Source organism: Pseudoalteromonas rubra, assembly GCF_005887095.1.
GTDB lineage: Bacteria > Pseudomonadota > Gammaproteobacteria > Enterobacterales > Alteromonadaceae > Pseudoalteromonas > Pseudoalteromonas rubra_E.
The window spans coordinates 18,818-40,762 of record NZ_PNCI01000031.1; the positions used below are offsets into that span (position 1 = coordinate 18,818).

16 protein-coding genes are annotated in these 21,945 nt (G+C 49.0%); 11 read left to right on the forward strand and 5 right to left on the reverse strand.

Annotation, left to right across the window (positions count from 1 at the left end; genetic code table 11):
* Positions 1-142: 142 nt before the first annotated feature.
* Complete coding sequence (locus CWB99_RS14005; protein WP_138553011.1) at positions 143-2,311, forward strand: M3 family metallopeptidase; 2,169 nt, start codon at positions 143-145, stop codon at positions 2,309-2,311.
* 56 nt (positions 2,312-2,367) lie between these two features.
* Here the strand turns inward: CWB99_RS14005 and CWB99_RS14010 are convergent, their stop codons facing one another.
* Together CWB99_RS14010 and CWB99_RS14015 are read right to left on the reverse strand one after the other, a co-directional pair.
* Positions 2,368-2,745 carry a response regulator gene (locus tag CWB99_RS14010; protein ID WP_138553010.1) on the reverse strand — a complete coding sequence of 126 codons (378 nt, stop codon included), beginning with the start codon at positions 2,743-2,745 and terminating at the stop codon, positions 2,368-2,370.
* An 85-nt stretch (positions 2,746-2,830) separates the two neighbouring features.
* A complete protein-coding gene (locus tag CWB99_RS14015) occupies positions 2,831-3,304 on the reverse strand; it encodes a GNAT family N-acetyltransferase (RefSeq protein ID WP_138553009.1) in 474 nt (157 codons plus the stop codon).
* A gap of 679 nt (positions 3,305-3,983) precedes the next feature.
* Here CWB99_RS14015 and CWB99_RS14020 point away from each other — a divergent pair.
* On the forward strand, positions 3,984-4,340 hold the full coding sequence (locus CWB99_RS14020; protein WP_249331917.1) for a GNAT family N-acetyltransferase: 357 nt from the start codon (positions 3,984-3,986) through the stop codon (positions 4,338-4,340).
* Here the strand turns inward: CWB99_RS14020 and CWB99_RS14025 are convergent.
* Positions 4,337-5,122, reverse strand: a complete 786-nt coding sequence (locus CWB99_RS14025) for an MBL fold metallo-hydrolase (RefSeq protein WP_138553008.1) — start codon at positions 5,120-5,122, stop codon at positions 4,337-4,339. The two genes, CWB99_RS14020 and CWB99_RS14025, sit on opposite strands and share 4 nt — an antisense overlap.
* Before the next feature lie 256 nt (positions 5,123-5,378).
* Between CWB99_RS14025 and CWB99_RS14030 the strand changes: the two genes are divergently transcribed.
* The 7 genes from CWB99_RS14030 (at position 5,379) to CWB99_RS14060 (ending at position 13,635) form a co-directional block, all read left to right on the forward strand.
* Complete coding sequence (locus CWB99_RS14030) at positions 5,379-6,407, forward strand: DUF4097 family beta strand repeat-containing protein (protein ID WP_138553007.1); 1,029 nt, start codon at positions 5,379-5,381, stop codon at positions 6,405-6,407.
* A 134-nt stretch (positions 6,408-6,541) separates the two neighbouring features.
* The gene (locus CWB99_RS14035; protein ID WP_138553006.1) at positions 6,542-7,321 is read left to right on the forward strand and encodes an SDR family NAD(P)-dependent oxidoreductase; all 780 of its coding nucleotides are present in this window, start codon (positions 6,542-6,544) and stop codon (positions 7,319-7,321) included.
* Entirely contained in the window at positions 7,321-8,340 is a 1,020-nt protein-coding gene (locus CWB99_RS14040; protein ID WP_138553005.1) for an AraC family transcriptional regulator, read from the forward strand. The genes CWB99_RS14035 and CWB99_RS14040 overlap by 1 nt, the downstream gene beginning before the upstream one ends.
* A gap of 69 nt (positions 8,341-8,409) precedes the next feature.
* Complete coding sequence (locus CWB99_RS14045; protein WP_138553004.1) at positions 8,410-10,572, forward strand: ATP-binding protein; 2,163 nt, start codon at positions 8,410-8,412, stop codon at positions 10,570-10,572.
* Between the two features lie 233 nt (positions 10,573-10,805).
* Positions 10,806-11,534 (forward strand): glutathione peroxidase, encoded by a 729-nt coding sequence (locus tag CWB99_RS14050; protein ID WP_138553003.1) that lies wholly within the window; start codon positions 10,806-10,808, stop codon positions 11,532-11,534.
* Between the two features lie 90 nt (positions 11,535-11,624).
* Positions 11,625-13,073 carry a dihydrolipoyl dehydrogenase gene (locus CWB99_RS14055; protein ID WP_138553002.1) on the forward strand — a complete coding sequence of 483 codons (1,449 nt, stop codon included), beginning with the start codon at positions 11,625-11,627 and terminating at the stop codon, positions 13,071-13,073.
* Positions 13,074-13,278: 205 nt separating this feature from the next.
* The gene (locus CWB99_RS14060) at positions 13,279-13,635 is read left to right on the forward strand and encodes a RidA family protein (protein WP_138543184.1); all 357 of its coding nucleotides are present in this window, start codon (positions 13,279-13,281) and stop codon (positions 13,633-13,635) included.
* A gap of 164 nt (positions 13,636-13,799) precedes the next feature.
* Here the strand turns inward: CWB99_RS14060 and CWB99_RS14065 are convergent, their stop codons facing one another.
* Positions 13,800-14,627 (reverse strand): DUF4437 domain-containing protein, encoded by an 828-nt coding sequence (locus CWB99_RS14065; RefSeq protein ID WP_249331918.1) that lies wholly within the window; start codon positions 14,625-14,627, stop codon positions 13,800-13,802.
* Between the two features lie 211 nt (positions 14,628-14,838).
* Here CWB99_RS14065 and CWB99_RS14070 point away from each other — a divergent pair, with 211 nt between their 5' ends.
* Together CWB99_RS14070 and CWB99_RS14075 are read left to right on the forward strand one after the other, a co-directional pair.
* Positions 14,839-20,142, forward strand: coding sequence for a hypothetical protein (locus CWB99_RS14070; RefSeq protein ID WP_138553000.1), 5,304 nt, complete (start codon positions 14,839-14,841; stop codon positions 20,140-20,142).
* 121 nt (positions 20,143-20,263) lie between these two features.
* On the forward strand, positions 20,264-20,629 hold the full coding sequence (locus CWB99_RS14075; RefSeq protein WP_138552999.1) for an ArsR/SmtB family transcription factor: 366 nt from the start codon (positions 20,264-20,266) through the stop codon (positions 20,627-20,629).
* Here CWB99_RS14075 and CWB99_RS14080 read toward each other — a convergent pair.
* Positions 20,626-21,885 carry an FAD-dependent oxidoreductase gene (locus tag CWB99_RS14080; protein WP_138552998.1) on the reverse strand — a complete coding sequence of 420 codons (1,260 nt, stop codon included), beginning with the start codon at positions 21,883-21,885 and terminating at the stop codon, positions 20,626-20,628. The two genes, CWB99_RS14075 and CWB99_RS14080, sit on opposite strands and share 4 nt — an antisense overlap.
* Between the last annotated feature and the right edge of the window lie 60 nt (positions 21,886-21,945).

Genomic DNA, 21,945 nt, shown 5'->3' on the forward strand with positions numbered 1-21,945 from the left:
AGCCCTCATAGTGTAGCGCAGATCTTAGCCATTCATATCTTTTTACACTTTGATTTTGGCGATTAATCGAATCCTGATTGCACTTTCATGAAAGAGTCTTTTAGTATGCTGACACTAAAATACCAACAAGCGAAATCCAACTATGTTGAAAATGAAACTAACACTACTCAGCGCAGCCGTAATTATCGGACTGGCAGGATGCAGCAGCACACAACCAAGCAGCTCAGCAGCACCTACAATCGCTGAAAAACAATATCAAAACCCACTACTACAACCTTTTTCGGGTCCTTATCAGGGTGTACCTCAGTTTGATAAAGTCCAGCTGAAAGACCTGGAACCGGCACTGGATATCGCGCTGGCGGATCACCTGAGTGAAATTGCTCAGATCGCAAACAACACTGCCCCCGCAACATTTGAGAACACCATTGTTGCGATGGAGCGTTCAGGTGCTGCATTGGATCGCCTTTTTACCTACTTCGGTATCTGGAGCGCAAATAACTCGTCGCCAGAGTTTCGTCAGATGCAGGGCGGCCTGATGGCAAAATATGCCAAATACCGTTCTCAAATCACCCAAAACAAAGCCCTGTTTGAGCGCGTAAAAACAGTGTACGAAAGTGCAGAGTTCAAAAAGCTCACTGCTGAAGAGCAGCGTATTACCTGGCTTCAGTACAACAATTTTGCCCGCAATGGTGCAACGCTCGAAGGGGAAGCGGCAAAACGTTACGCCGAGATTAACCTGACATTGTCAAAGCTGCATGCAGACTTCGCTAACAATGTATTGGCCGATGAAGAAGGCTATGTGGTTTACCTGACAAAAGATCAACTTTCGGGCCTGCCTGAGTCGTATATTACCTCTGCGGCTGCAGCGGCTGAAGAACGCGGTAAGCCGGGCATGTACGCCGTCACCAACACGCGTTCCTCTATGGACCCTTTCCTGATGTACTCCACAGAACGTGAGTTACGCAAACAGGTATGGCAGAACTATTATAGTCGCGGTAATAATGCAGGTGAGCACAATAACAAAGCCATCATCAATGAGATCCTGACTTTACGTCATGAGCGCGTGCAGCTACTCGGTTACGAGAATTACGCACAATGGCGCCTGGAAGATCGCATGGCTAAAGACCCCAAAAACGCCATGGAGCTGATGAATAATGTCTGGCCAGCAGCCATTGCCCGCGTCAAAGAAGAAGTTGCCGATATGCAGGCACTGGCGGACAAAGAAGGCGCAAACATCAAGATTGAGCCATGGGACTATCGTTTCTACTCAGAGAAAGTACGTAAGGCCAAGTACGATCTGGACTCCAATGAAGTAAAACAATACCTGCAACTGGACAAGCTTCGTGAAGCCATGTTCTATGTTGCCGGGCGCCTGTTCAACTTCGAGTTTACCGAAGTGCCAGAGGGCTCAGTCCCTGTCTTCCATGAAGACGTACGTGTATGGGAAGTAACCGACAAGACCAGCGGCGAACATATCGGCTTATGGTATCTCGACCCGTTTGCACGTCAGGGTAAGCGCTCTGGCGCATGGGCAACGTCCTACCGCGGCCACACCACCTTTGATGGTAAAACCAATGTACTTAGCTCAAACAACTCTAACTTTGTGAAAGCACCTGAGGGCCAGGCCAGCCTGATCTCCTGGAATGATGCTGAAACCTACTTCCACGAATTTGGTCATGCGCTACACTCTTTGTCTTCTAAAGTGAAATATCCTGGTTCAAACTCTGGCGTGCGTGATTACACTGAATTCCAGTCTCAGCTGTTAGAGCGCTGGTTGGTGACCGATGAGGTCATTGACCGCTTCCTGGTTCACCATGAGACAGGCAAACCAATGCCAAAATCTTTGGTAAACAAAATCAAACAGGCAGCTAACTTCAACCAGGGCTTCGCCACCACTGAATACCTGGCATCAGCCATTATGGATATGAAGTTCCACACCACAGATCCTGCTAAAATTGGCGATCCGGTTGAATTCGAAAAAACTCAGCTGGCGGCGATTGGCATGCCATCCGAAATTGTGATGCGCCACCGTACCACCCATTTTGGCCACGTTTTCTCCGGTGAAGGTTATTCAGCCGGTTATTATGGTTACCTGTGGGCAGAAGTACTGACATCAGATGCAGCACAAGCATTTGCCAGTGCGCCTGGTGGATTTTACGATGAAGAGGTTGCACAGCGCCTGGTGAACTACCTGTTCTCTGTTCGTAACGCTATGGACCCGGCAGAAGCCTATCGCAAGTTCCGCGGTCGCGATGCTGCGGTAGAAGCCCTGATGCTGGACCGAGGCTTCCCGGTTACTTCACAGCAGTAATTTTCAAAGCCAAAAAGCCCCGAAATAACGGGGCTTTTTCTGATATTTTCCGCTACCTATTCAATGGTGTCCAACAGCTTCATCTTTTTAAATTGCTTTTCCAGCGTTGCCAGGCTGAATGGCTTAATGACAAACCCATCGACTTTCTGCAGCAACACCTGTTGCACCCGGTCCCGACCATTTTCGCAGGTTACCATGAGCAGCTTAAGGTCTTTGAGTGCCGGCCTGGAGCGGATCTCATGTAACAGTGCCAACCCGTCGACATGGGGCATATTTAGATCAGAGATAACCAGTTGGTAGGATTTTATCCCGAGCAATTCCAGTGCACGCTTTCCATCAGTGGCTTCATCTATGTCTGTAAAACCAAGTCGACGCAGCATACCTATCATCACGTGGCGCATTGAGGTCATGTCATCGACAACCAGAATTTTCACCCGCTCCTCCTTAACTTCGCGATAGTCAGATTAAAATTAGACTAAGATAGCAGCAAAGTCGACTTCAGGGCCCGGGATTTCAACACTACTCGTTTGATTCTTTGTTTAGCGACAGGGACATAAACACACTGAGCGGGTTATCACGGTACAAACCAAAGCGTTCGCATCGCTCAAACCCCAAGGTTTCATAAAGGTTAATGGCTTTTTCTTGTTTAACCCCGGTTTCAAGGCGGATCAGAGGAATTTGCGCATCGCCGGCATAGTGCAGCAGAATTTGCATGATACGTTTGGACAATCCCTTACCGCGATACTGAGGTTTAACATACAGACGCTTAATTTCACCGTACAAGGTTTTGTCGAATTGCTTCACGATGGCGCCACACGCCACAATCCCTTCCTCGTTGCGAAGACCGACAGCACGAACATTGGGCTGATTGAGTTCTTCCAGCGCCAGAGATTGGTCACTGGCAATGGGATAGAGGGTATTCATAAGTCGGTCAATTTCTGCAAATAGTTCTCTCACACTGGGATCATCGTTTTTTAAATCAACTAGTTGCATAATTTTCCTTTGAACAGAGCGGTTACATTCCGAGCACAGTTCTGCGCCCTTTTTCATTATGGCATGCCAGACTAAGGGACAGGACCTGCACAACATCGTAAAGGAGTATTTTAACGTATTTTGCGGGAAATATAACTAAATATATTCAGATATTGTAGTGATGAAACAAGTTGCAGCATATGATTAACGAGCACAATGCTTTATATGTTTGAGTCGTTAAGCCAAGCCGTGTTGGCCATCCATGGATGTCGACCAGCTAGGCGAGTAACAGGGTAATAGCTAACAGAATGACAGTGGCGATCGTGATGAAAAATAAAGAACACTGATTATGACTTGTGCGACCTGACTGAGAAAACAACATGATTAACTCCCCCGCTTCTTTCTCTGACTCTTAAAAACCACAAAAGTATTAATAAGAGAATAAGCAATACAACCAAAAGTAGTATCATTGATAGCAAAAAATTACCCAAAAGACCAGAAAATAGTGCAATTATTATCCTACAAATGTCACTAAATCTCGTAATAGTAAAAGATGTTATTACAAACCAAACACTTACAAATCACCTGCTGAGAGCATTAAAAGACACACAAATGGCTTGGATTTAGCCAGCACGGACCTATATAAGGAAAAAAGGAGTCACCATGATCACACTAAAATCAGTCACTAAAGACAACTACAGTGACGTATTTGCACTATGAGATACGTGCAATCAATTATCGGGGTGAACAGATCGGCCTCATCATGTGGGTGTTTGAAAAGCCCCACAGGGTCTCAATCTGGCGATTAATGGTGGACAAAACATATCAGCAGCAGAGCATCGGCAGACAAGCACTTAGTGCAGCACTGGAGGAGATCCGTAGCCTCCCGGAAGTCACAGAAATCGCAATCTGTTACGTACCAGATAACCCGGTCGCAAAGAACTTTTATGCCAGTTTTGGGTTTGTTGAAACCGGCTTTGATGAGGAGGAAGAGGAAATGCTGGCTGAGATCCGTATCAGTCGAACTGACCTGGGTGCGCACTGTAAAGGGGCTTAACAAAAAGGAATAATCTGCTGTGGTTTGGCATACCCAATACCAGCCTCTTCAAACGCTCGTATGTCGTCCTCCCCGTGATAGTGGTAAGCGCATATCCTGGCCAGTATGGCTGGCGGGTATTCTCTTAGTAGTTCATCCAAACCAGCATGGCTGGGGTTACCCGACGCCACACAGTCGTGAAAAATGATCTCTCCCTGACCTATCTGGTGGATCAATAGTTCAGGGATGGGCCGGGTATCGCCGCTGTAGAAAAACCGCCCGGGCAGATGCAGAGAAAAAGCACTACCTGGCGCCTGATGGCGAACCGGATAACAGTTTAGCCGAACCTGCTGATGAAAAAAATGCTCACCAACCGGGTGTAATTCAAAGGTGTGCCAGATATCTGCACGTTGCTCTGCCAACCCTGTATAAGCCAGCATAGCGCACAGCGACTGGATAAGCTGCACAGGCACATACAGCCGCACTTTCTGACCACTCAATGCCGCTTTGAAGTAGAGCTGTTCCAGCCCGCCAATATGATCGTAATGCAGGTGAGTAATAAATACTGCCTGAGGCAGAGACTGACCACCAAACGCCCGCTTAAATCGCAACAGGGTATCGTGACCGCAGTCGATCAGTAACCAGGGTGAGTCGTTACTGCAGATAACACACGCTGAATTCCCAAGTTCCGCTGCACTGGCCGCCCCGACTCCGAGAAACATAGCGCAATCCGGAGTTCTTGCCAGCGCCTGTGTATCACTCGTATTGTCCTGTGATGGCCGGGTTACTATCGAATGTAACATCTGTCTGCTCGTCAAAGTAAGCCACTCGGTACACGTCCAATGCTAGATGCAATAATTGACAATTCAGTGACATACTCACGTCATACACATAATTAGTTACACTAATATTTGGTTAAATTCACTAAATTCAGTCACTATGCGTTCAGCATCAAGGCTTAAAAATATGTTATCTAATTGATATTATTATAAATATATTTTTGGCACTTGTTTTGCAAATTCCAGTACATATCAAAAAAGAACAAAATGGAAACTCACCATGATAAAAACACTCTCTCCCTTATTCGCAGCATTAGCACTCAGTGGTTGTGTGATCCATATTGATGGCCACAGCAAAACAGAAGCGGATGTAGAGCTGCAAAAAAGCCTGACACTGGACGCCACACATCTCTCCAGCCTGGTCGCAGATACCAGTGCCGGTTCACTGGATATCATTGGTGACGCTAACCTCACACACATTGAAGTCGATGCCAAAATTCTGACCGACAAAGAGCATAGCTATCAGCTTAGTCTTGAGCAGGACGGGAGTAACGCACGACTTGTCGCAAAACAACACGCGCGGGTTGGCATAGTCTGGTACAGCGGCAATAGCCCCAGAATCGATCTCACTGTGCGCGTGCCTAAACACCTGGCGTTGGATATTGATGATAGCTCTGGTGACATTGCCATTGCAGGGATGACAGGTGATATCAAGCTGGAAGACGGTTCCGGGGACATCAACATAAATGGCGCTGCCAATGTCAAAATTGATGATGGTTCAGGACAAATGCTTATCCGGGGTGTCAGCGGCATGCTGGATATTGAAGATGGCTCTGGAGACATCAGTATTCAGGGTGGCAGTCAGCTTAAGCTCGACGATGCGTCAGGGCAGGTTTACATCACAGATATTAGTGGCGATATGGACATCGAAGATGGCTCCGGCGACCTGCAAATCATTGGTGGGCGCTCACTTAATCTGGACGATGAATCAGGCAACATCAGCCTGACTGACCTGAGTGGCGACCTGACCATAGTCGATGGTTCCGGTAATCTCGAGATCCGTGGCGGCAACTCGCTGGACTTACGCGATGACTCCGGCTTTATCAGAGTTCAGAACTTACAGGGTAGTGCCAACATAAACGACGGCAGTGGTAACCTGGTAGTGCAAAACATCAAAGGCCACGTAACCATAGATGATGACTCTGGTGACATCGAAGTCATTGAGGCCGGTGGTCTCACCATCACAGGTGATACTTCAGGTGGCCAGCGCATTGAAAAAGTCCGGGGCGAGGTCAACATTCGCGACTAGTTCGATATAATACCAGTCCACATTATTAGAAAAAGAACGACACCTTTTGCAAGTAAAGCGTCACCTTTTGCCAGTGCACTTCTTGATGTCAGCTTCTACAATGGCATCATCAACTCAGGTAACAAGGTGACATCATGACTTACACAAACACAGCACTCATTACAGGCGCGTCTTCAGGTATTGGTTTAGAACTCGCTCGCTTACATGCTCAGCAAGGAGGCGATCTGGTTCTGGTTGCCCGCTCAGAAGGTAAACTTAATATGCTGAAAAATGAACTGGAGCAAGCTTATGGTGTCAACGCCTGTGTTATTACTGCCGACCTGACTGATCCTGACTCAGCACAACAGATTTACACAGCAACCAGGCAGCAGGGGATTGAAGTCGATATCCTGATCAACAATGCCGGCTTCGGTGGCCATGGCTTTTTTCATGAACGTGAACTGCAAACGGACCTCGAAATGATCCAGGTGAACATCAGTAGCCTGATTGCGCTAACTCACTTGTTTGTTCAGGACATGACGGCGCGTAAAAGCGGCAAAATCCTTAACGTGTCTTCCACCGCATCGTTTATCCCGGGCCCGCTACAAGCCACTTATTATGCAACCAAAGCTTTTGTTACCTCGTTTTCTCAAGCCCTGGCAGAAGAGCTGAAAGAGCAGGGGATCAGCGTCACAGCGCTGTGTCCGGGTGCCGTAGCCACGGAGTTTGCCAAGACAGGCAACCTGGAAGAGCTGGCAGTATTCAAGCAAGGTAAAAGCGCTACCTCCGTGGCCAAATGTGGGTATCAGGCCATGCAAAAAGGCAAACTATTGGCGTTTAATGAGCCTGTGTTAAACTTCTTGCTAAACTGGATAGTACCTCTGTTACCTCGCTCTCTGGTATTGTCTATGTCTCGCCGCACAATGGAAAAGTAATGAAGCGTACCTCCAAATTTACCCTGTCGCCCCATTGCCTGATCTTGTTTAAAGATCTTGGTCTGGATCAGGAGCAACTGTTAAAACAGGCACAATTACCAGCCGACTTGTGGCAGAGCTTGCCCACGTCATTGAGCGCCGCGCAGTATTTTGACCTGTGGCACGCCATGGAAGGGCAAATTGGTGAAACACTGCCACTTAAACTGGCACAACATCTCAACGTTGAGGCCTTCGACCCGGCCATTTTCGCTTGTCTTTGTAGTGCCAACCTGAGTGCAGCGATGCGTCGTCTCAGCAGTTACAAACCGCTTATCGGACCACTTACCCTGGATGTTCACGAAGACGCTCAGGGCTTATTACTCAGCCTCGATTGTTATGGCTATGATAAGCCTTTACCTAAATCGGTTGAACTGTGTGAGCTGGCATTTTTCACCCAGCTCGCTCGCCTTGCAACCCGCACTCAAATCATACCCAGTGCGTTATACGTTACACAGCTTCCCGACAACGCCACAGAATTTAATGAGTATTTTGGCATCAAACTTACACTCAGCCACCAGGTTGCACTGCGCTTCAGCGCGGAGGATGCACAGCGTCCATTTCTGACCGAAAACGCCGCCATGTGGTCGTTCTTTGAAAATGATCTTGCTCGTCGACTGGCTGAGCTCGATGCCTCTGCCAGTATGACGCAGAAAGTCAAAGCCCTGCTGATGGAGCTATTGCCATCAGGGCAGGTGAGTGCCGAGCAGGTAGCCGGAAAACTGGCGATTAGTAAGCGTACTTTACAGCGCAAACTGGATGGTGAGTCTGCCAACTTTCAGTCTTTGTTAAGCACATTGCGCTCTGATCTGGCCCGCCAATATCTGCGCCGCTCCAGTATGTCGTTGCAAGAGATCGCCTTTTTACTCGGCTTTAGTGACGCCAATACGTTTATTCGGGCATTTGGTCAGTGGCATGGCATGCCCCCAGGTCAGTTTAGGCATCAGAATGAAGCAGGTGCTAAGAAGGATTATTCAATTTAATAGAAAAGTTGGATAGGCGTTTATTCCGATAACACATAAAATTTAACGTCACACTATCGGACGTTAACTTTGAAGAACTTATTCGCCTTAACCTTTGCTGCTCAACTTTGTGCACTCTGGCCCTCGGTCTCACACAGCGCGGATTTTGCATCCTATGCGCAACAGTTTCCATTAAAAGGGAAAAAAGACTTCCGCACAGCACTTGAAGAAGGCGAAGCGCTCCTCGCAGAATCCACTCTGACCCCAGAGCAACGCACCTTTGTCCTGCACAGAACCGCTTTGCATCTGGTGCGGCTCGACGATTATGACCGCGCTCAGATCAGGTTGGATGCATTAGAGTCGCATTTAAACGCCCACCCTGATGACTCTATGCTGGGGAAATATCATTGGGTACGTGGTGACCTGGCATATCGCCTGAGCGACAGCCAAACTGCTCAAACGCACTTTCTGAAAGCCAGCGAGTTCTTTTCGCGCACTCAAGACTGGCGCATGCTCAGTCATGCCCATCGCATGGTTGCCAATGCCGTAGCAAAAGGCAGCCCGGACCTAAATGCAATTGAACATATCACACTCGCCAAGCACTATGCAGAATTAGACAACAACATTCCACTGCACAATGCTGCATTTGATACCGAAGCCCGCATATATAAGCTCTTTGGCCAGTTAGACAGAGCGCTGGAGAGTCGTCAGGACCAGCTCACCTGGCTTAAGAAGCAAGCAACCCCAGACCCGGCCATGTTGTCAGCCACGTATTATGGCCTTGCTGATATATTCGTTGATTTTGGCGATCATCAGGCGGCACTGGATGGATTTTCGCAATCCTATCGCTTTGATGCACAAGTTAACGATCGCCTCTATATGGGGCAGAATCAGATCCGGATCGCAGAACAATATTTGCAACTGAATGACCTGGATGCCGCGGAAAAAGCGTTTGAGCGAGCCAAAGCACTTAACGAGGAAATTAACCATAAGCGCAACCTCGGCTGGGCCATTGCCGGCTTAGGTCGTGTGCAATTAGCCAAAGCAGATTATCCACAGGCGGCCAATTTCATTGGCCAAGGACTGGCATTAATCAACCCAGACACTAGCCGAGCCCTGTACCTGAACAATCTCGTCTGGTATGCCAGCGCCTTGAGCCATCAAAACCCTGACCAGGCCATTGAACAACTGACACCTTATTTCACCGCTAGTGCAACTGATACTATGATTGAGGCAGCCAAAGTGCTGGCGTTTGCACATCAACAACAGCAGAATTTTAAAGCCGCCCTGACCTATCAGACACATGCCACTGCACTGCTCAAGCAACAAACTGAACAATCCAGACTGACCCGGCTGGCAGCGAAAAAACGCGATGCTGAGCTCAATTTAGAAACGCTCAAAGTCAACCAGCTGCAAAGTGGACTGGATGAACAAAAGCGTCAGAGCAGAATGCAGAGTGTTGTGCTCGCAGCAGCCATCATCGTATTGCTGAACTTTTTCCTGATGTTTTACCTGTATCACCTGAAAAAGCGCAAAGTGATGGAGAAAGAAGCCACTGTACTGAATCAGGCATTGACGCTCAAACAGCAGCTGCTTGCGGATGTATCACATGAGCTGCGAACGCCCCTGACCGTGCTTAAGCTCAATATTGAGGCGCTGCAACACAATTTGATTACCGATCCGGACGCCACCTATCAGTTGATGCAAAGTCGCCTCTCAATGCTCAACACACTTATCGCCGATATTTATGAGCTGGCGCAGGCAGATACCCATAGTTTACAACTCGACTTGCAGACCAGGCCGGCGCGCGTGCTATTTGATGAATTACTCAGCGGTATCAAACCCTTAATAGAACAAGATGACTTAACTCTGACAACAGACAACCGTCTGGCAGACACCGACCTCATTGTCTGCGACAGCAACCGGATGCATCAGATTTTCAATAATCTGGCACGCAACAGCTGTCATTACAGCAACAAGCCGGGACGCGTCAGCGTGACAATAGCCCGACAAGAGAGCCTGTTGGTGTGCCACTTTGACGACTCCAGTCCCGGTGTCAGTGATGAGGACCTGCCTCGCCTTACCGAGCGCCTTTATCGGTGCGATAAATCTCGCAGTCGTGATCTTGGAGGGTCAGGACTCGGACTCTCCATCTGTCAGAAACTCACCGAATTACATCAGGGCACACTGTCCTTATCGCACAGTGAACTGGGCGGACTTAGGGTAACACTCACCCTTCCCCTGAATACTTAATTAAGTTGATTGGTACAACGCCTCGCTCATCAGCAGCTGGTCAACTTCCCTTTCGTACAGTTTTACTTTTGAGTAATTCATACTACCTTGAAAAACATCATCGTCAGAGTGCAATACGCACCTGACAAGGTATTCGTTCCATTTTTTCAATCGAACCAATTAATTTAACCCATTATACAAATGAATCGGTGTGGCTGATAATGGCTCCATCGAAATCAAAGGAGACACACATTATGCTAAACAATATCGAAGGTCAGACAGTTCCTCAGGTTACTTTTCCGGTACGTGAAAATGACGAATGGAAGAACATCAGCACAGACGACCTGTTCAAAGGTAAAACTGTTGTAGTTTTCTCATTACCTGGTGCGTTTACACCGACCTGTTCTTCAACTCACTTACCACGTTACAACGAGCTGGCTGGCGTGTTTAAACAAAACGGGGTTGATGAGGTCGTCTGTATCTCGGTTAACGATACCTTTGTGATGAACGCCTGGGCCAAAGATCAGGAAGCCGAAAACGTCACCCTTATCCCTGACGGAAACGGCGAGTTTTCTGAAGGTATGGGCATGCTGGTTGACAAAAAAGAGTTAGGCTTTGGCAAACGTAGCTGGCGTTATTCTATGCTGGTCAAAGACGGTGTGATTGCAAAAATGTTCATCGAGCCAGACGTACCGGGCGACCCGTTTGAAGTATCAGATGCGGATACTATGCTTGAATACATAAACCCTGAGCAAGTAAAACCTGAGCCTGTCTCTATTATCACAAAGCCTGGATGTCCTTTCTGTGCCAAAGCAAAAGCACTGCTGGATGAAAAAGGCTTGGTGTATGAAGAGCTGGTATTAGGTCAGCAAGCGACATTGACTAGCCTGAAAGCGCTGTCTGGCCGCGAAACTGTCCCTCAGGTATTTATTGGCGGCAAGCACATTGGTGGCTCTGACGACCTGGCGGCGCACTTCGCTTAATGTCTGTGCAGGCTTAATTACAAGCCAAACAACACATCTGTAAAGGGGCGTTACAGCCCCTCAATACTCCCCCTTGCTCAGAGGTAAAACATGAAACAACTTGAAACTGACGTCGTCGTCATTGGTGCGGGTACAGCTGGGCTCAGCGCCTATCGTAATGCCAAACAATCTACTGATAATGTGTTAATGATCGAAGCCGGTGCATATGGCACTACTTGCGCACGTGTCGGCTGTATGCCCAGCAAGTTGTTGATTGCAGCAGCAGAAGCAGCGCACAGCGTCACTGAAGCACCAAAATTCGGGGTCAATACCACGCCCCCCGACATCGATGGTAAATCCGTGATGGCAAGGGTACGCAGCGAACGAGATCGGTTTGTTGGCTTTGTACTGGAAGCTGTGGATGAACTCCCCGAGCAAGACAGAATCAAAGGGTACGCACGCTTTTTGGATGCGAATCGAGTTCAGATCGACGACCATACCGTTATAACAGCAAAGCGATTTGTGATTGCAACAGGCTCAAGGCCGAATGTGCCAGGGTTTTTTCAAGCATTTGGCGATCGCCTTATCATTAACGACGATGTGTTCGACTGGCAGGACTTACCTGAATCAGTTGCGGTATTCGGCCCAGGCGTCATTGGTCTTGAGCTGGGTCAGGCATTACATCGCCTGGGCGTTAATGTGAAACTCTTTGGAGTAGGGGGTAACATTGGACCACTCACAGATCCGCAAATTCAGGATTATGCCAATACCGTCTTTGCAGAAGAGTTTTATGTCGACAGCGACGCCAAAGTGTCTGATATGAAGCAGGTCGGCGACAAAGCTCAGCTCACCTATATTGACCGTGATGGCAAACCGCAGACAGAGCAGTTTGATTATGTGCTGGCAGCAACGGGCAGGGTACCGAATGTCGACAAACTGGGCCTTGAGAATACCGGGATAGAATTGGATGAGCGCGGTGTGCCGCTGGCAGATTCTCATACAATGCAATGCGGTGAAAGCCATATCTTCATTGCCGGTGATGCCAGTAACCAGATCCCATTACTGCATGAGGCCGCCGATCAGGGCACCATTGCCGGTCAAAATGCCGGACGTTTTCCGGATGTGCGCAATGGCCTGCGACGTGCACCGATTGCAGCCGTATTTAGTGATCCGCAAATCGCCATGGTCGGAGAGAGCTTTAAACAACTGAACGAACGCTATGGTAAATGTGGCTGCTTCGCAATCGGTGAAGTGAGTTTTGAAAACCAGGGTCGTAGCCGGGTTATGCTCAAGAATAAAGGCTACATGCATCTGTATGCAGAGCAGGGCAGCGGTCTGTTTTTGGGCGCCGAGTTCATCGGTCCTGCCGCCGAGCACATGGCGCACCTGCTCGCCTGGGCTGTACAAAACAAGATGACGGTACCTCAAATGCTGGACATGCCTTTTTACCACCCTGTCATAGAGGAAGGCTTGCGCACAGCATTGCGCAACCTTAACGCCAAACTTAAGTTTGGTCCGGATATTGTCCAACACTGTATGGAGTGTGGCCCGGGCGCATAATACATACCCGGCAGTCCAGTCTTAACCTGACTGTAAGTTGCTCACAAGTCGGCCGGTAAGGTTTATTTCCAATCACCTTATCGGCTTGGCTGTTATCAACAAATCCGCAAGTTGCAGCCAGGGCCAAAATGGTTACTCTGTGAATTAAGCAGTGGTACTATGTGCACCTCTTTTGTTCCACTATTCATTCAACAAGGGGCCACCCGTGATACAGAGAATTGATACCAAACAACGCATGAGTCGCATCGTAAAACACAACGGCACTATTTATTTATGTGGCCAGGTGTGCAAAGACGCAGAGCAGGGCATTAAAGAGCAAACCGCCACCATGCTTGAGAAAGTTGATGAGCTGTTGCAACAGGCTGGCAGTGATCGTCAGCATATTCTTTCGGCAACAATTTACATTAAAGATATGAAATACTTTAGTGATATGAACGAAGTGTGGGACGCCTGGGTTCCTGAAGGCCACGCACCTGCACGCGCCTGTGTGGAAGCCGCAATGGCGCGGGACGCTCTGTTAGTAGAAATTTCGGTGATTGCGGCCGAGATCAACCCCAGCTAACGCAGCGTTGGTTTACTGGCCACTAAAAAGCTTAGTCTGGCTAAGCTTTTTAACCGACCATCAGGCATAGCTCCGAAACGTAAGTGTATAATACCGCTACAGGTGTGTTTACCCTGAAAATGCATTAGGCGGGCATGACTCAACTTGCTTTTGTGAGCCTATTCCTATTCTGCCATGGCCTTAAACGCAGCGTTGGTACGTACATATAACAACACTTGCTGGTCCGCTGAAAAAGACATGTCTACAGGCTGGTGAGCTGTCACAAAACTGCCAGCGTGCAGCATCTGCCGAGCATTTTCCCGCTCGAAATTAAGCTGCCCCTGGATCATCACCGCCTTAAACTCAGTGCCTTCGCTCGACAACGTCATTTTTATATTGGCAGGTAAGCGCAACAGCACACCTGACAAGCTGTCTTTTTGCCACAGATTAGCCATTTCTATTCCGTTACCGACCAGCTGAGTCGAGGTGCTCTGATCCAGCCAGGTCAGGTTGCTATAGTGAAGGTTAACGGGGCGCTCACCATTGTCGAACTGTTGAGCAGATGGCTTCACCAGATAGGGACCGCTGTCTATCTCCAGATAAATCATATTCGCTGGCGCATTGGCTGACGTAATGTGGTCTTCACCCGCGGGCTGGGTCCAGAAAGAGCCCGATGGCATCCACATGGCTTTGGCAGTGGGGTCGTCGTTATGTAGTGAACCTTCTATCACAATCCCACGGTAAGACACATTATGAATATGTGGTGGCGATGAGAAGCCGGGCTCAAATCTGACCAGCATTCCGGTAGCACCAGAGCCAGTTCTGTCGCCCCACAGGTTTGCCGCTCTTGGGCTTTTGTCACCCCGTGCAGGATTCAGGTAACCCCACTCTATTTGCTCTGTGCTGACCACCTTAATCTTGTTTGCAGTAGTGTGTGCATCAGTAGCCAACACAGCAACTGGAATAAACAGGGTCCCAGCCAACAGGCTGTTGAGTGTATTGAGTTTTACCACGGTTATCGGCCTCCCAAAGCAAGCAAAGATTGAATAAGCAACGCGTGTCATGGTAGCCCCTATTGACCTGACGATAAATTGGCTAAAGATTGAAAGATTATCAATAAAAAAATGATAATCTTGCTAAAAAATGTGCTTTTAACCCCTTTATCTACTGGTCAACGTTATAAATTTGCTAAAGTCACCAGATACACCATTACAAGGACTCAATATGTTACTCAGAGGCGTGCTGTTACTGCTCACCTGCTTAACCTGGGCTACTCAGGCTTTAGAGGTCGAGGATATTCGCTTTCATACTCAAAAAAACACCCTCAAACAAATTCTGATCCAGTTTGACCAGGATATTGCTCAGCCGGGACAAGTACCGAGCCACGCACAACTGACGCATATCACACTCACTGATCAATACAAGCAGCAGTGCCGCTGGCGCTATGTGGCATTCAATAAGCTCAGTTGTGATATACACACAAAAACAAGTGCCTATAAACCAGTAAGAGTACGTGTTGATGCCGGATTTCCTGGCCTGCACTCTCAGTTACAAAATGACCGTGCAGCAAAGTGGCACAGTGCCAACTGGCCCATTTACATAGAAGAGCGTGAAGAAAAGCAGCTTCAGCTGGTTTACTCTGCTGACACAGAAACAGACAAACGCGTTGTATGGGATATCACGCACTCGCTGACCTTTAAACTCAATGGTCAGTCTATTGTTCCAACAGCGCAACATTATGAGATACCCGATTCAAGACAAAGCTATCAGCTCACATTTGACTTTGCTGAATCGATAGAAAACGGCAAGCTGGAGGTTGCATTGCCTGCCGGTTTTCAGCCAACAGAAACGCACATTGCATTACCGGGCTCGCAACCTATTCTCTCACCGGAGCAACGCCCAGAGCCAGAGGTTGAGGCCGAGTTTAAGGGGCTCTTTTGTGTAAAGCCTTTCCCGCGAGCGTCATTCTGGCAAAACGCTTTTAAAGCGCTCCCTACTGAAGAGGCAGGCACCTGCGCCCCAGAAGCACTGGCACTGGGCTTTACCCACAGGGTAGAGAAGTTTTGGTTAATGGAGTCTGTCCTGTCAGCATCGGTTGCCACGCAACCTGTGATAATCAAAGGCAACGCACGTGAAAGCCACGAAAGTGACCTGTACTATTATCCCATCGCACTCAAAGGGGAAACGGACTACCAACTGGATCTCAGCGCACTGCGTTCAGACTCAACAGGGCATCCATTTAAAAAAGCAGGTATGCTGACACTGAGTACAGGGCCCAGTAGCCCTTACTGGCATATCAGCGAGCAATCAGGCAGTGCTTATCGGGCACGTACCCCCGCGACACTGTCTCTGAACACACGCAATACAGCAGATCTCTCAATTCAATTTTATCCCGTATTCGAGCTGGCGCAGCTGCATCACTGGCTAAAGACAAAAGATAAATCAGAACTCCTTATGCCATTGCCGGATATGCCGCACCATATGGATAACCAAATACATCAAACTAACTTACCTGTCAGTGGCCATCTGAAAGACCGAAGTGGCATACTGTTTTACGATCTCCAAGGCCCGGGTTCGTCCTCTGTTTATGATAGTCAGATAGCAGTACGTAAGCAGCAGCAAACACTGACTGCGTCAGACTTTAGCCTGTCTGTCCATCATGGCTCCGGTATTACCCTGTACAACACCGAATTTGATACTGGTAAGGCCATTGCTGATGCCGATATTTACCTTGCCTGTGCGTCTTTTAGCGCGCCCAAATATCTTGGGCAAAGTGATCAGCAGGGGCTGCTTACGCTGCCTCCTGAACAGTGGCAGTCTTTACAGCCACAAAACAATGCTGACTGCTGGTTATGGGCCAGCAAAGACACCACACACGCCATGATGGCGCTCACACCCCAATCTACTGTGGCAATCAGTGGCGAGCTGCTAAAAAGCCAGCCCATTTACCAGCCCAATTCAGCCATCGACTTAAGTGTCGTTTTGTATCGTCACACCAGCGACGGCCTGCAACCTGTGCTCGACAATATCGAGCTCACACTGCAAAGAAGAGGCTCCGAACACAAAGCTCGCCTGGCACAACAGTCAGTGTCTGAGTTTGGGCTAAGACAATTTCACCTCCCCGAAGGCGTTGATAAGCAGGGCAGATACCATGTGCACGCCAAGGTAGCGGATACATCTCACTTTTTGGGTTCAATTTATGTCTCTGAGTTTATTCCACCTGAGATAGAATTTACCTGGCAACACCCTGACACAGCATATAAAGATCGGCCACTGAACGTCTCTGTGAGTGGCAAAACCATGAATGGATTTGATGCTGGCAACCTCAGTGGTGAGCTGAAATACCAGTTTATTCGCTTTGGTTATTCAGATCTGCCCAGTGGCTGGCCACAAGAGTATGACTTTAGCAGCAGAAGAGAAAAGCCTGCGAATCAGCGCAATAACGCCATTCCTCTGAACACAAACGGCAAGCTGTCTTCAGCTACTTTCACGCCAACTGAGACTTTGCCACTGGTGAAACTGGCTTTGTCTGGCAGAGTGGCCTCGGAGCAAGGCGAAGTGCAATTTTTCAATCAGCAACTGACCTACTTATCCCGTGAGCACTATATTGGTGTCCGGGAACAAGACGGACAAGTACATATCATAGCCGTCGACCACTCTGGTAATCCGGTGTCTGTGCCGGCCTCTGTTCATATGGAAGTTTCAACCAAGGAACAGGGCCAACAACGCAAAGAACAGGTGTTACTTTGTGAGATCCAGACACCCTCAACGTGTGCTCTGCCCGACAACGAGTCAAGCTTTTTTTATCTGGATATTCACAGCGGGAAGCAGGGTTACTTGTGGAGACGCAGCGTTTCTCGCAGTGACTCTTCACCAGATGAAAGCGAATCGGTTGCACAATTCGGCTTAACGGGTAAAAAACACATAACGGCCCAAGCGGAATATACTTTCTCTGTAAACGCCCTCAGAAACGGCGAAATACTGGCATTTATCACTGCCGGTGAGCATCAGTCACTACGCACCTTTACAGTAAAAAAGGGAAGCAACGACTTAACTTTGCAGGTGCCTCTCAGCTGGCTACCCGGCTTTCGGATAACAGCCGTGATGCCTTACTCGGACCAACACAGAGAAGCGCTACATCAACAGTGGCTGAGTGACGCCAGCGCTGCACAGCTCGAATGGCAAGCCCTGCCTCGTTTTACACGGGCGGTTTCTGCACCGACTTTACCAACCAAACCCGACATGCGCGGCCAGTTTGCCATCCTTTCCGTCGAGGTGCGCCCCGCTAACGCTTTGTCAATCAGGGTAGAGCACCCAGAAACAGTGTCAGCCAGTGATCAGCTGGATATCAAGGTATCCAGCGATCAGGACGCGGATATTCAGCTCTGGCTGGTCAATGATGCATTGTTTAATATTGCCAATGCACAGGCAGGCGAGACGCATCTCAATCGATTGTTTAACCGTGAAGAGTATCAGCAAAGCCTTATCAGTGACTATAACCTGAGTGACAGACTGGTCGCATCGCAATTTATCCAACAGTTGGATGAGCAATCTTTTAAAGCTCAATTTGAAGCAATGATGGTAACCAGATCAAGACTCGCCCCACCCGATACATTGTCTCAGGCTCTGGCAAATACCATCTGGCAACCGGTCATCTCCCTTAAAGCTAACCAGACAAAAACAGTCTCACTGCAACTGCCCCAGTTACTTGGGCGCTGGCGTGTGTTTGTCGTGGCCCTGAATACACAGAGCACACAGACTTATACAAACACCATCACCAGTCATGCGGGGCTGGAATATCACCTCTCTCATGCAGCACATTTTATCCAGGGTGACAAAGCCATAGTCACCATTCGGGCAGAAAACCGACTGGGTAAACCATTAGAGGATAAAGTGCGGCTCACACTCAACGGTAAGACGCTCGCAGAGCACGCCATTGAGGTGCAAGAACAGGAGCCACAGTTGCTTGATGTCACACTCCCTGAGCTGCCACCGGGTGAATACATATTGCAGCTGCACAGCGAACGAATGGCATTCCCGCGACTTTCAGAGTTTAGGATCAGCGATAGTAGCCGTGTTGTGCAGCAGTCATGGCTGTTAGACCCAGCCCGCCAAAACACAGTGACACTGGCGGAGGGTGTACAGGTCGAATCAGCTGAAGCGCACTCCATTGAGCAGCTCGCCCCCAATTGGTCTGCACTACAGCAACACCATCAGCATTATCCTCATCAATGTTGGGAGCAAACGCTTTCCAGAGCATTGAGCTACAGTGTAAACCCCCTTGCCAGTGAACTTTGGCCAGAGGGAAAGCAGGCCCTGCAACAAATGCTTACCAAGGGCGCAACTGAGAACTCAAGCTGGCAATTTGGTACGGGATACGCTTACTACCCGCACGCCTACCCAGACCCAATGTTGAGCGCCTATACGCTGCTCGTCAGTCATTGGCTCAATAACAGTCCCCTGAATCTGACTATCGATAAAACAATACCAGAAGCCATAAGCCAGGACTTGCTTGAGGCATTACATATAGCAGAGCACCAGCGGCGAGCATTTGACGATGACAGTGCCGACTGGCAGTGGTGGGCGCTAGCGCAAAGCCGACAGGTGACACTTGAGCAGGTACTCTCCTGGCGACACACCTTCGGTGTAACGGGCACTCGCAGTAATCTGTTACAACTATTGGCAATGAAAGCGCTCGGACACGAGCAGCCTGAACTGGAGCGTGCACTCACCAGGGTTCTCGACACCGGCTTTGAGGATCAAACCCTCAGTGCGCTGTCAGGTCCGTTGGAGCAATGTCTTGCTCTGCTGCTCACTGAGCGCGAAGCATTGAAAGCACAACTCAGCAAACTGGCCATCAGTCGTCAACACCGCCAGGGACATTTTGGCAATACGCTGAATGATGGGATCTGTGCGCTAGCCCTGCAAGACCACCAGCATAATGCAGCGGCCCCCGTATCATTGACAGCATCACCTGATGCTCGGAGCAACGAATATAAAATAAAGACACCTTTGGCAGAGCCCTACTGGTTAACAGTACAAACCCGTCAGCCTCTTTCATTGTCCAAGACGCAGAGTAATGGCCTGGATGTGACTCGACGTTATCATATATACAGCAATGACAAATGGCGGCCCTTTACAGGTCAGGCAATTAAGCCTGGCGATCTGATCAAAGTCACATTAGAGGTCTTTTCGGCTGATACACGAGCGCATGTGCTGTTAACCGATACACTGCCGGGCGGGCTGCGATTGCTCAACCCGCAACACAGCCATACTCAGTATAAAAACGGGTTAAAGGCGGACTCCCCGGATACCAGTCTGCTTATGCAACAGACATCACAAGGGGCACAACAAGTGCTCTGGCATCAGGCATATCTCAGCGCCGGGACGACAACGTTTGAATATCTGGCACAGGCACAGGCCGGTGGCAACTATCTGGCGCCGCCCGCCAGCGTTGAAATGATGTATCAGCCAGAGATAGCCGGAGACAGCAATGCACAGGAAGTGCATATAAGCACGCAACCCTGAGCATAACTCCATCAAACAGGCCAGATTGAAAAAGGTGACAGACCTGAAATTCACTGGCTTGCTTTGCCTCAGTTATATATTTCCAGTACTATGGAATTATATAACTGAGGAGTACAACACTATGGATCTGGCATCAGCGGCAGATAAACTTGCCGAACTGGGGCACACAACCCGATTGAGCATTTTCCGATATTTGGTGAAAGGTGGCATGCAGGGCGTCCCTGTTGGAGAAATACAGGCAGCATTGAATGTACCTGGCTCTACCTTGTCGCACCATATAAATCGCCTGGTTAAAGTAGGGCTGGTTAAACAACGCCGAGAAAGCCGGACACTTTATTGCGTGCCTCAATATGACGCTCTGATTGGGTTAATCGGATTTTTACAGGAGGAGTGCTGTGTCAATCAAGCCGATGAACCCGGCTGTGATGATGTGTTATCGCACGACTGTGATACTGCCTGCGATAACACACAAATCAACGTCAATTAGGAGCAACAAGCGCCTGATTGAGCTGCGGGTGCGCCGGGAAATCTCACCTGAACGCGTCTGGCCGCGGCTTCATTACCAGCCAAAGATTCAACAATCGAGCGGACCTGCTCATAACCGGTCAGCATCAGGAAGGTAGGAGCACGTCCGTAAGACTTCATACCTGCAATGTAAAAGTGCGCATCATTATGGGACAGTTCATCGACACCATGGGCACGCACCGATCCGCAGCTGTGCAGGTTTGGGTCAATCAAAGGCGCAAGCTGTGACGGCGCTTCGACAACCTGATCCAGATCCAGCCTTAACTCTCGCAACATATCCAGATCAGGCCTGAAGCCAGTGGCAACGATGATGTGATCTGCCTGTATCTCAGCCTGGGTGCCAGCCACCAAATAATCGATGTCCAGCCCATGGTCAGAACGCGTGATTTGTCTGATCTCTAACTGAGGAAGCAGTTTTAGTGCACCGCGCTCAATCGCTTGTTTTGCTGCCAGCCCCAGCTGCTTACGAGCCGGCACTTTATCGTTAATACCTCTGCCCAGTAGTTTATCTATGTTGTTTTTTCGCATTCCCCAGATCACCTCAGTGTCCGGTTCAGCGGTTTGCAGTTTCAGTAAGTCCAGCGCAATATTCATTGCAGAGTGACCCGCACCTACGACCAATGTTCGCTTATTCATAAAATCGCCTCGTTGCGCACCCAGAATATCCGGAATGCCATAATGCACTCTGTCCAGATTTGCCAGCTCACCCGGCACAGGCAGGCCATCTAACCCCAATGGATTAGGTGTTGACCAGGTGCCGGAAGCATCAATCACAGCGTCGCTATACAACACCTGAATTCGCTGTTCATTGCGACTATGCACCGCGAAACGAGCACGGTCGCGACCTTGCGTTGTGTGCTTACTGCTCCCCTCTTTCGACACTCCGAATACCTCTGTGTTATAGAGGATCCCTTCAGCAAGCTCAGGCAGCTGCGACGCAGGTTGCAAGTACTGCTCAACCACCTCCTGACCAGTTGGGATGGCATTAAGATCGACGCCTGGCCAGCCATGTCGATTAAGCAAGCTTACAACGGCGTCGTCAATCATATAGGACCAGGGCGTAAACAAACTCACATGACCCCACTGGCGTATTGCCGCTCCGGCAGAGTTACCTTTTTCAATGATGGTGGGGCGTATGCCTTTTTCTACCAGTCTCGCTGCAGCGGCCAACCCGACAGGTCCGGCACCAATAATAATGACGTCTTTGATTGGTTTCATATCAGATTACCTCTTGATTGAATGTGTCCAAGTCTCGCTGTCGTTCAGGCTCACAGCGCA

What these genes read in the sequence shown, in the direction of transcription:
- CWB99_RS14005 (WP_138553011.1), top strand. Translation starts at nt 143, where the DNA reads ATGTTGAAAATGAAACTAACACTACTCAGCGCAGCCGTAATTATCGGA.
- CWB99_RS14015 (WP_138553009.1), bottom strand. Translation starts at nt 3,304, where the DNA reads ATGCAACTAGTTGATTTAAAAAACGATGATCCCAGTGTGAGAGAACTA.
- CWB99_RS14025 (WP_138553008.1), bottom strand. Translation starts at nt 5,122, where the DNA reads ATGTTACATTCGATAGTAACCCGGCCATCACAGGACAATACGAGTGAT.
- CWB99_RS14030 (WP_138553007.1), top strand. Translation starts at nt 5,379, where the DNA reads ATGATAAAAACACTCTCTCCCTTATTCGCAGCATTAGCACTCAGTGGT.
- CWB99_RS14035 (WP_138553006.1), top strand. Translation starts at nt 6,542, where the DNA reads ATGACTTACACAAACACAGCACTCATTACAGGCGCGTCTTCAGGTATT.
- CWB99_RS14040 (WP_138553005.1), top strand. Translation starts at nt 7,321, where the DNA reads ATGAAGCGTACCTCCAAATTTACCCTGTCGCCCCATTGCCTGATCTTG.
- CWB99_RS14050 (WP_138553003.1), top strand. Translation starts at nt 10,806, where the DNA reads ATGCTAAACAATATCGAAGGTCAGACAGTTCCTCAGGTTACTTTTCCG.
- CWB99_RS14055 (WP_138553002.1), top strand. Translation starts at nt 11,625, where the DNA reads ATGAAACAACTTGAAACTGACGTCGTCGTCATTGGTGCGGGTACAGCT.
- CWB99_RS14070 (WP_138553000.1), top strand. Translation starts at nt 14,839, where the DNA reads ATGTTACTCAGAGGCGTGCTGTTACTGCTCACCTGCTTAACCTGGGCT.
- CWB99_RS14075 (WP_138552999.1), top strand. Translation starts at nt 20,264, where the DNA reads ATGGATCTGGCATCAGCGGCAGATAAACTTGCCGAACTGGGGCACACA.
- CWB99_RS14080 (WP_138552998.1), bottom strand. Translation starts at nt 21,885, where the DNA reads ATGAAACCAATCAAAGACGTCATTATTATTGGTGCCGGACCTGTCGGG.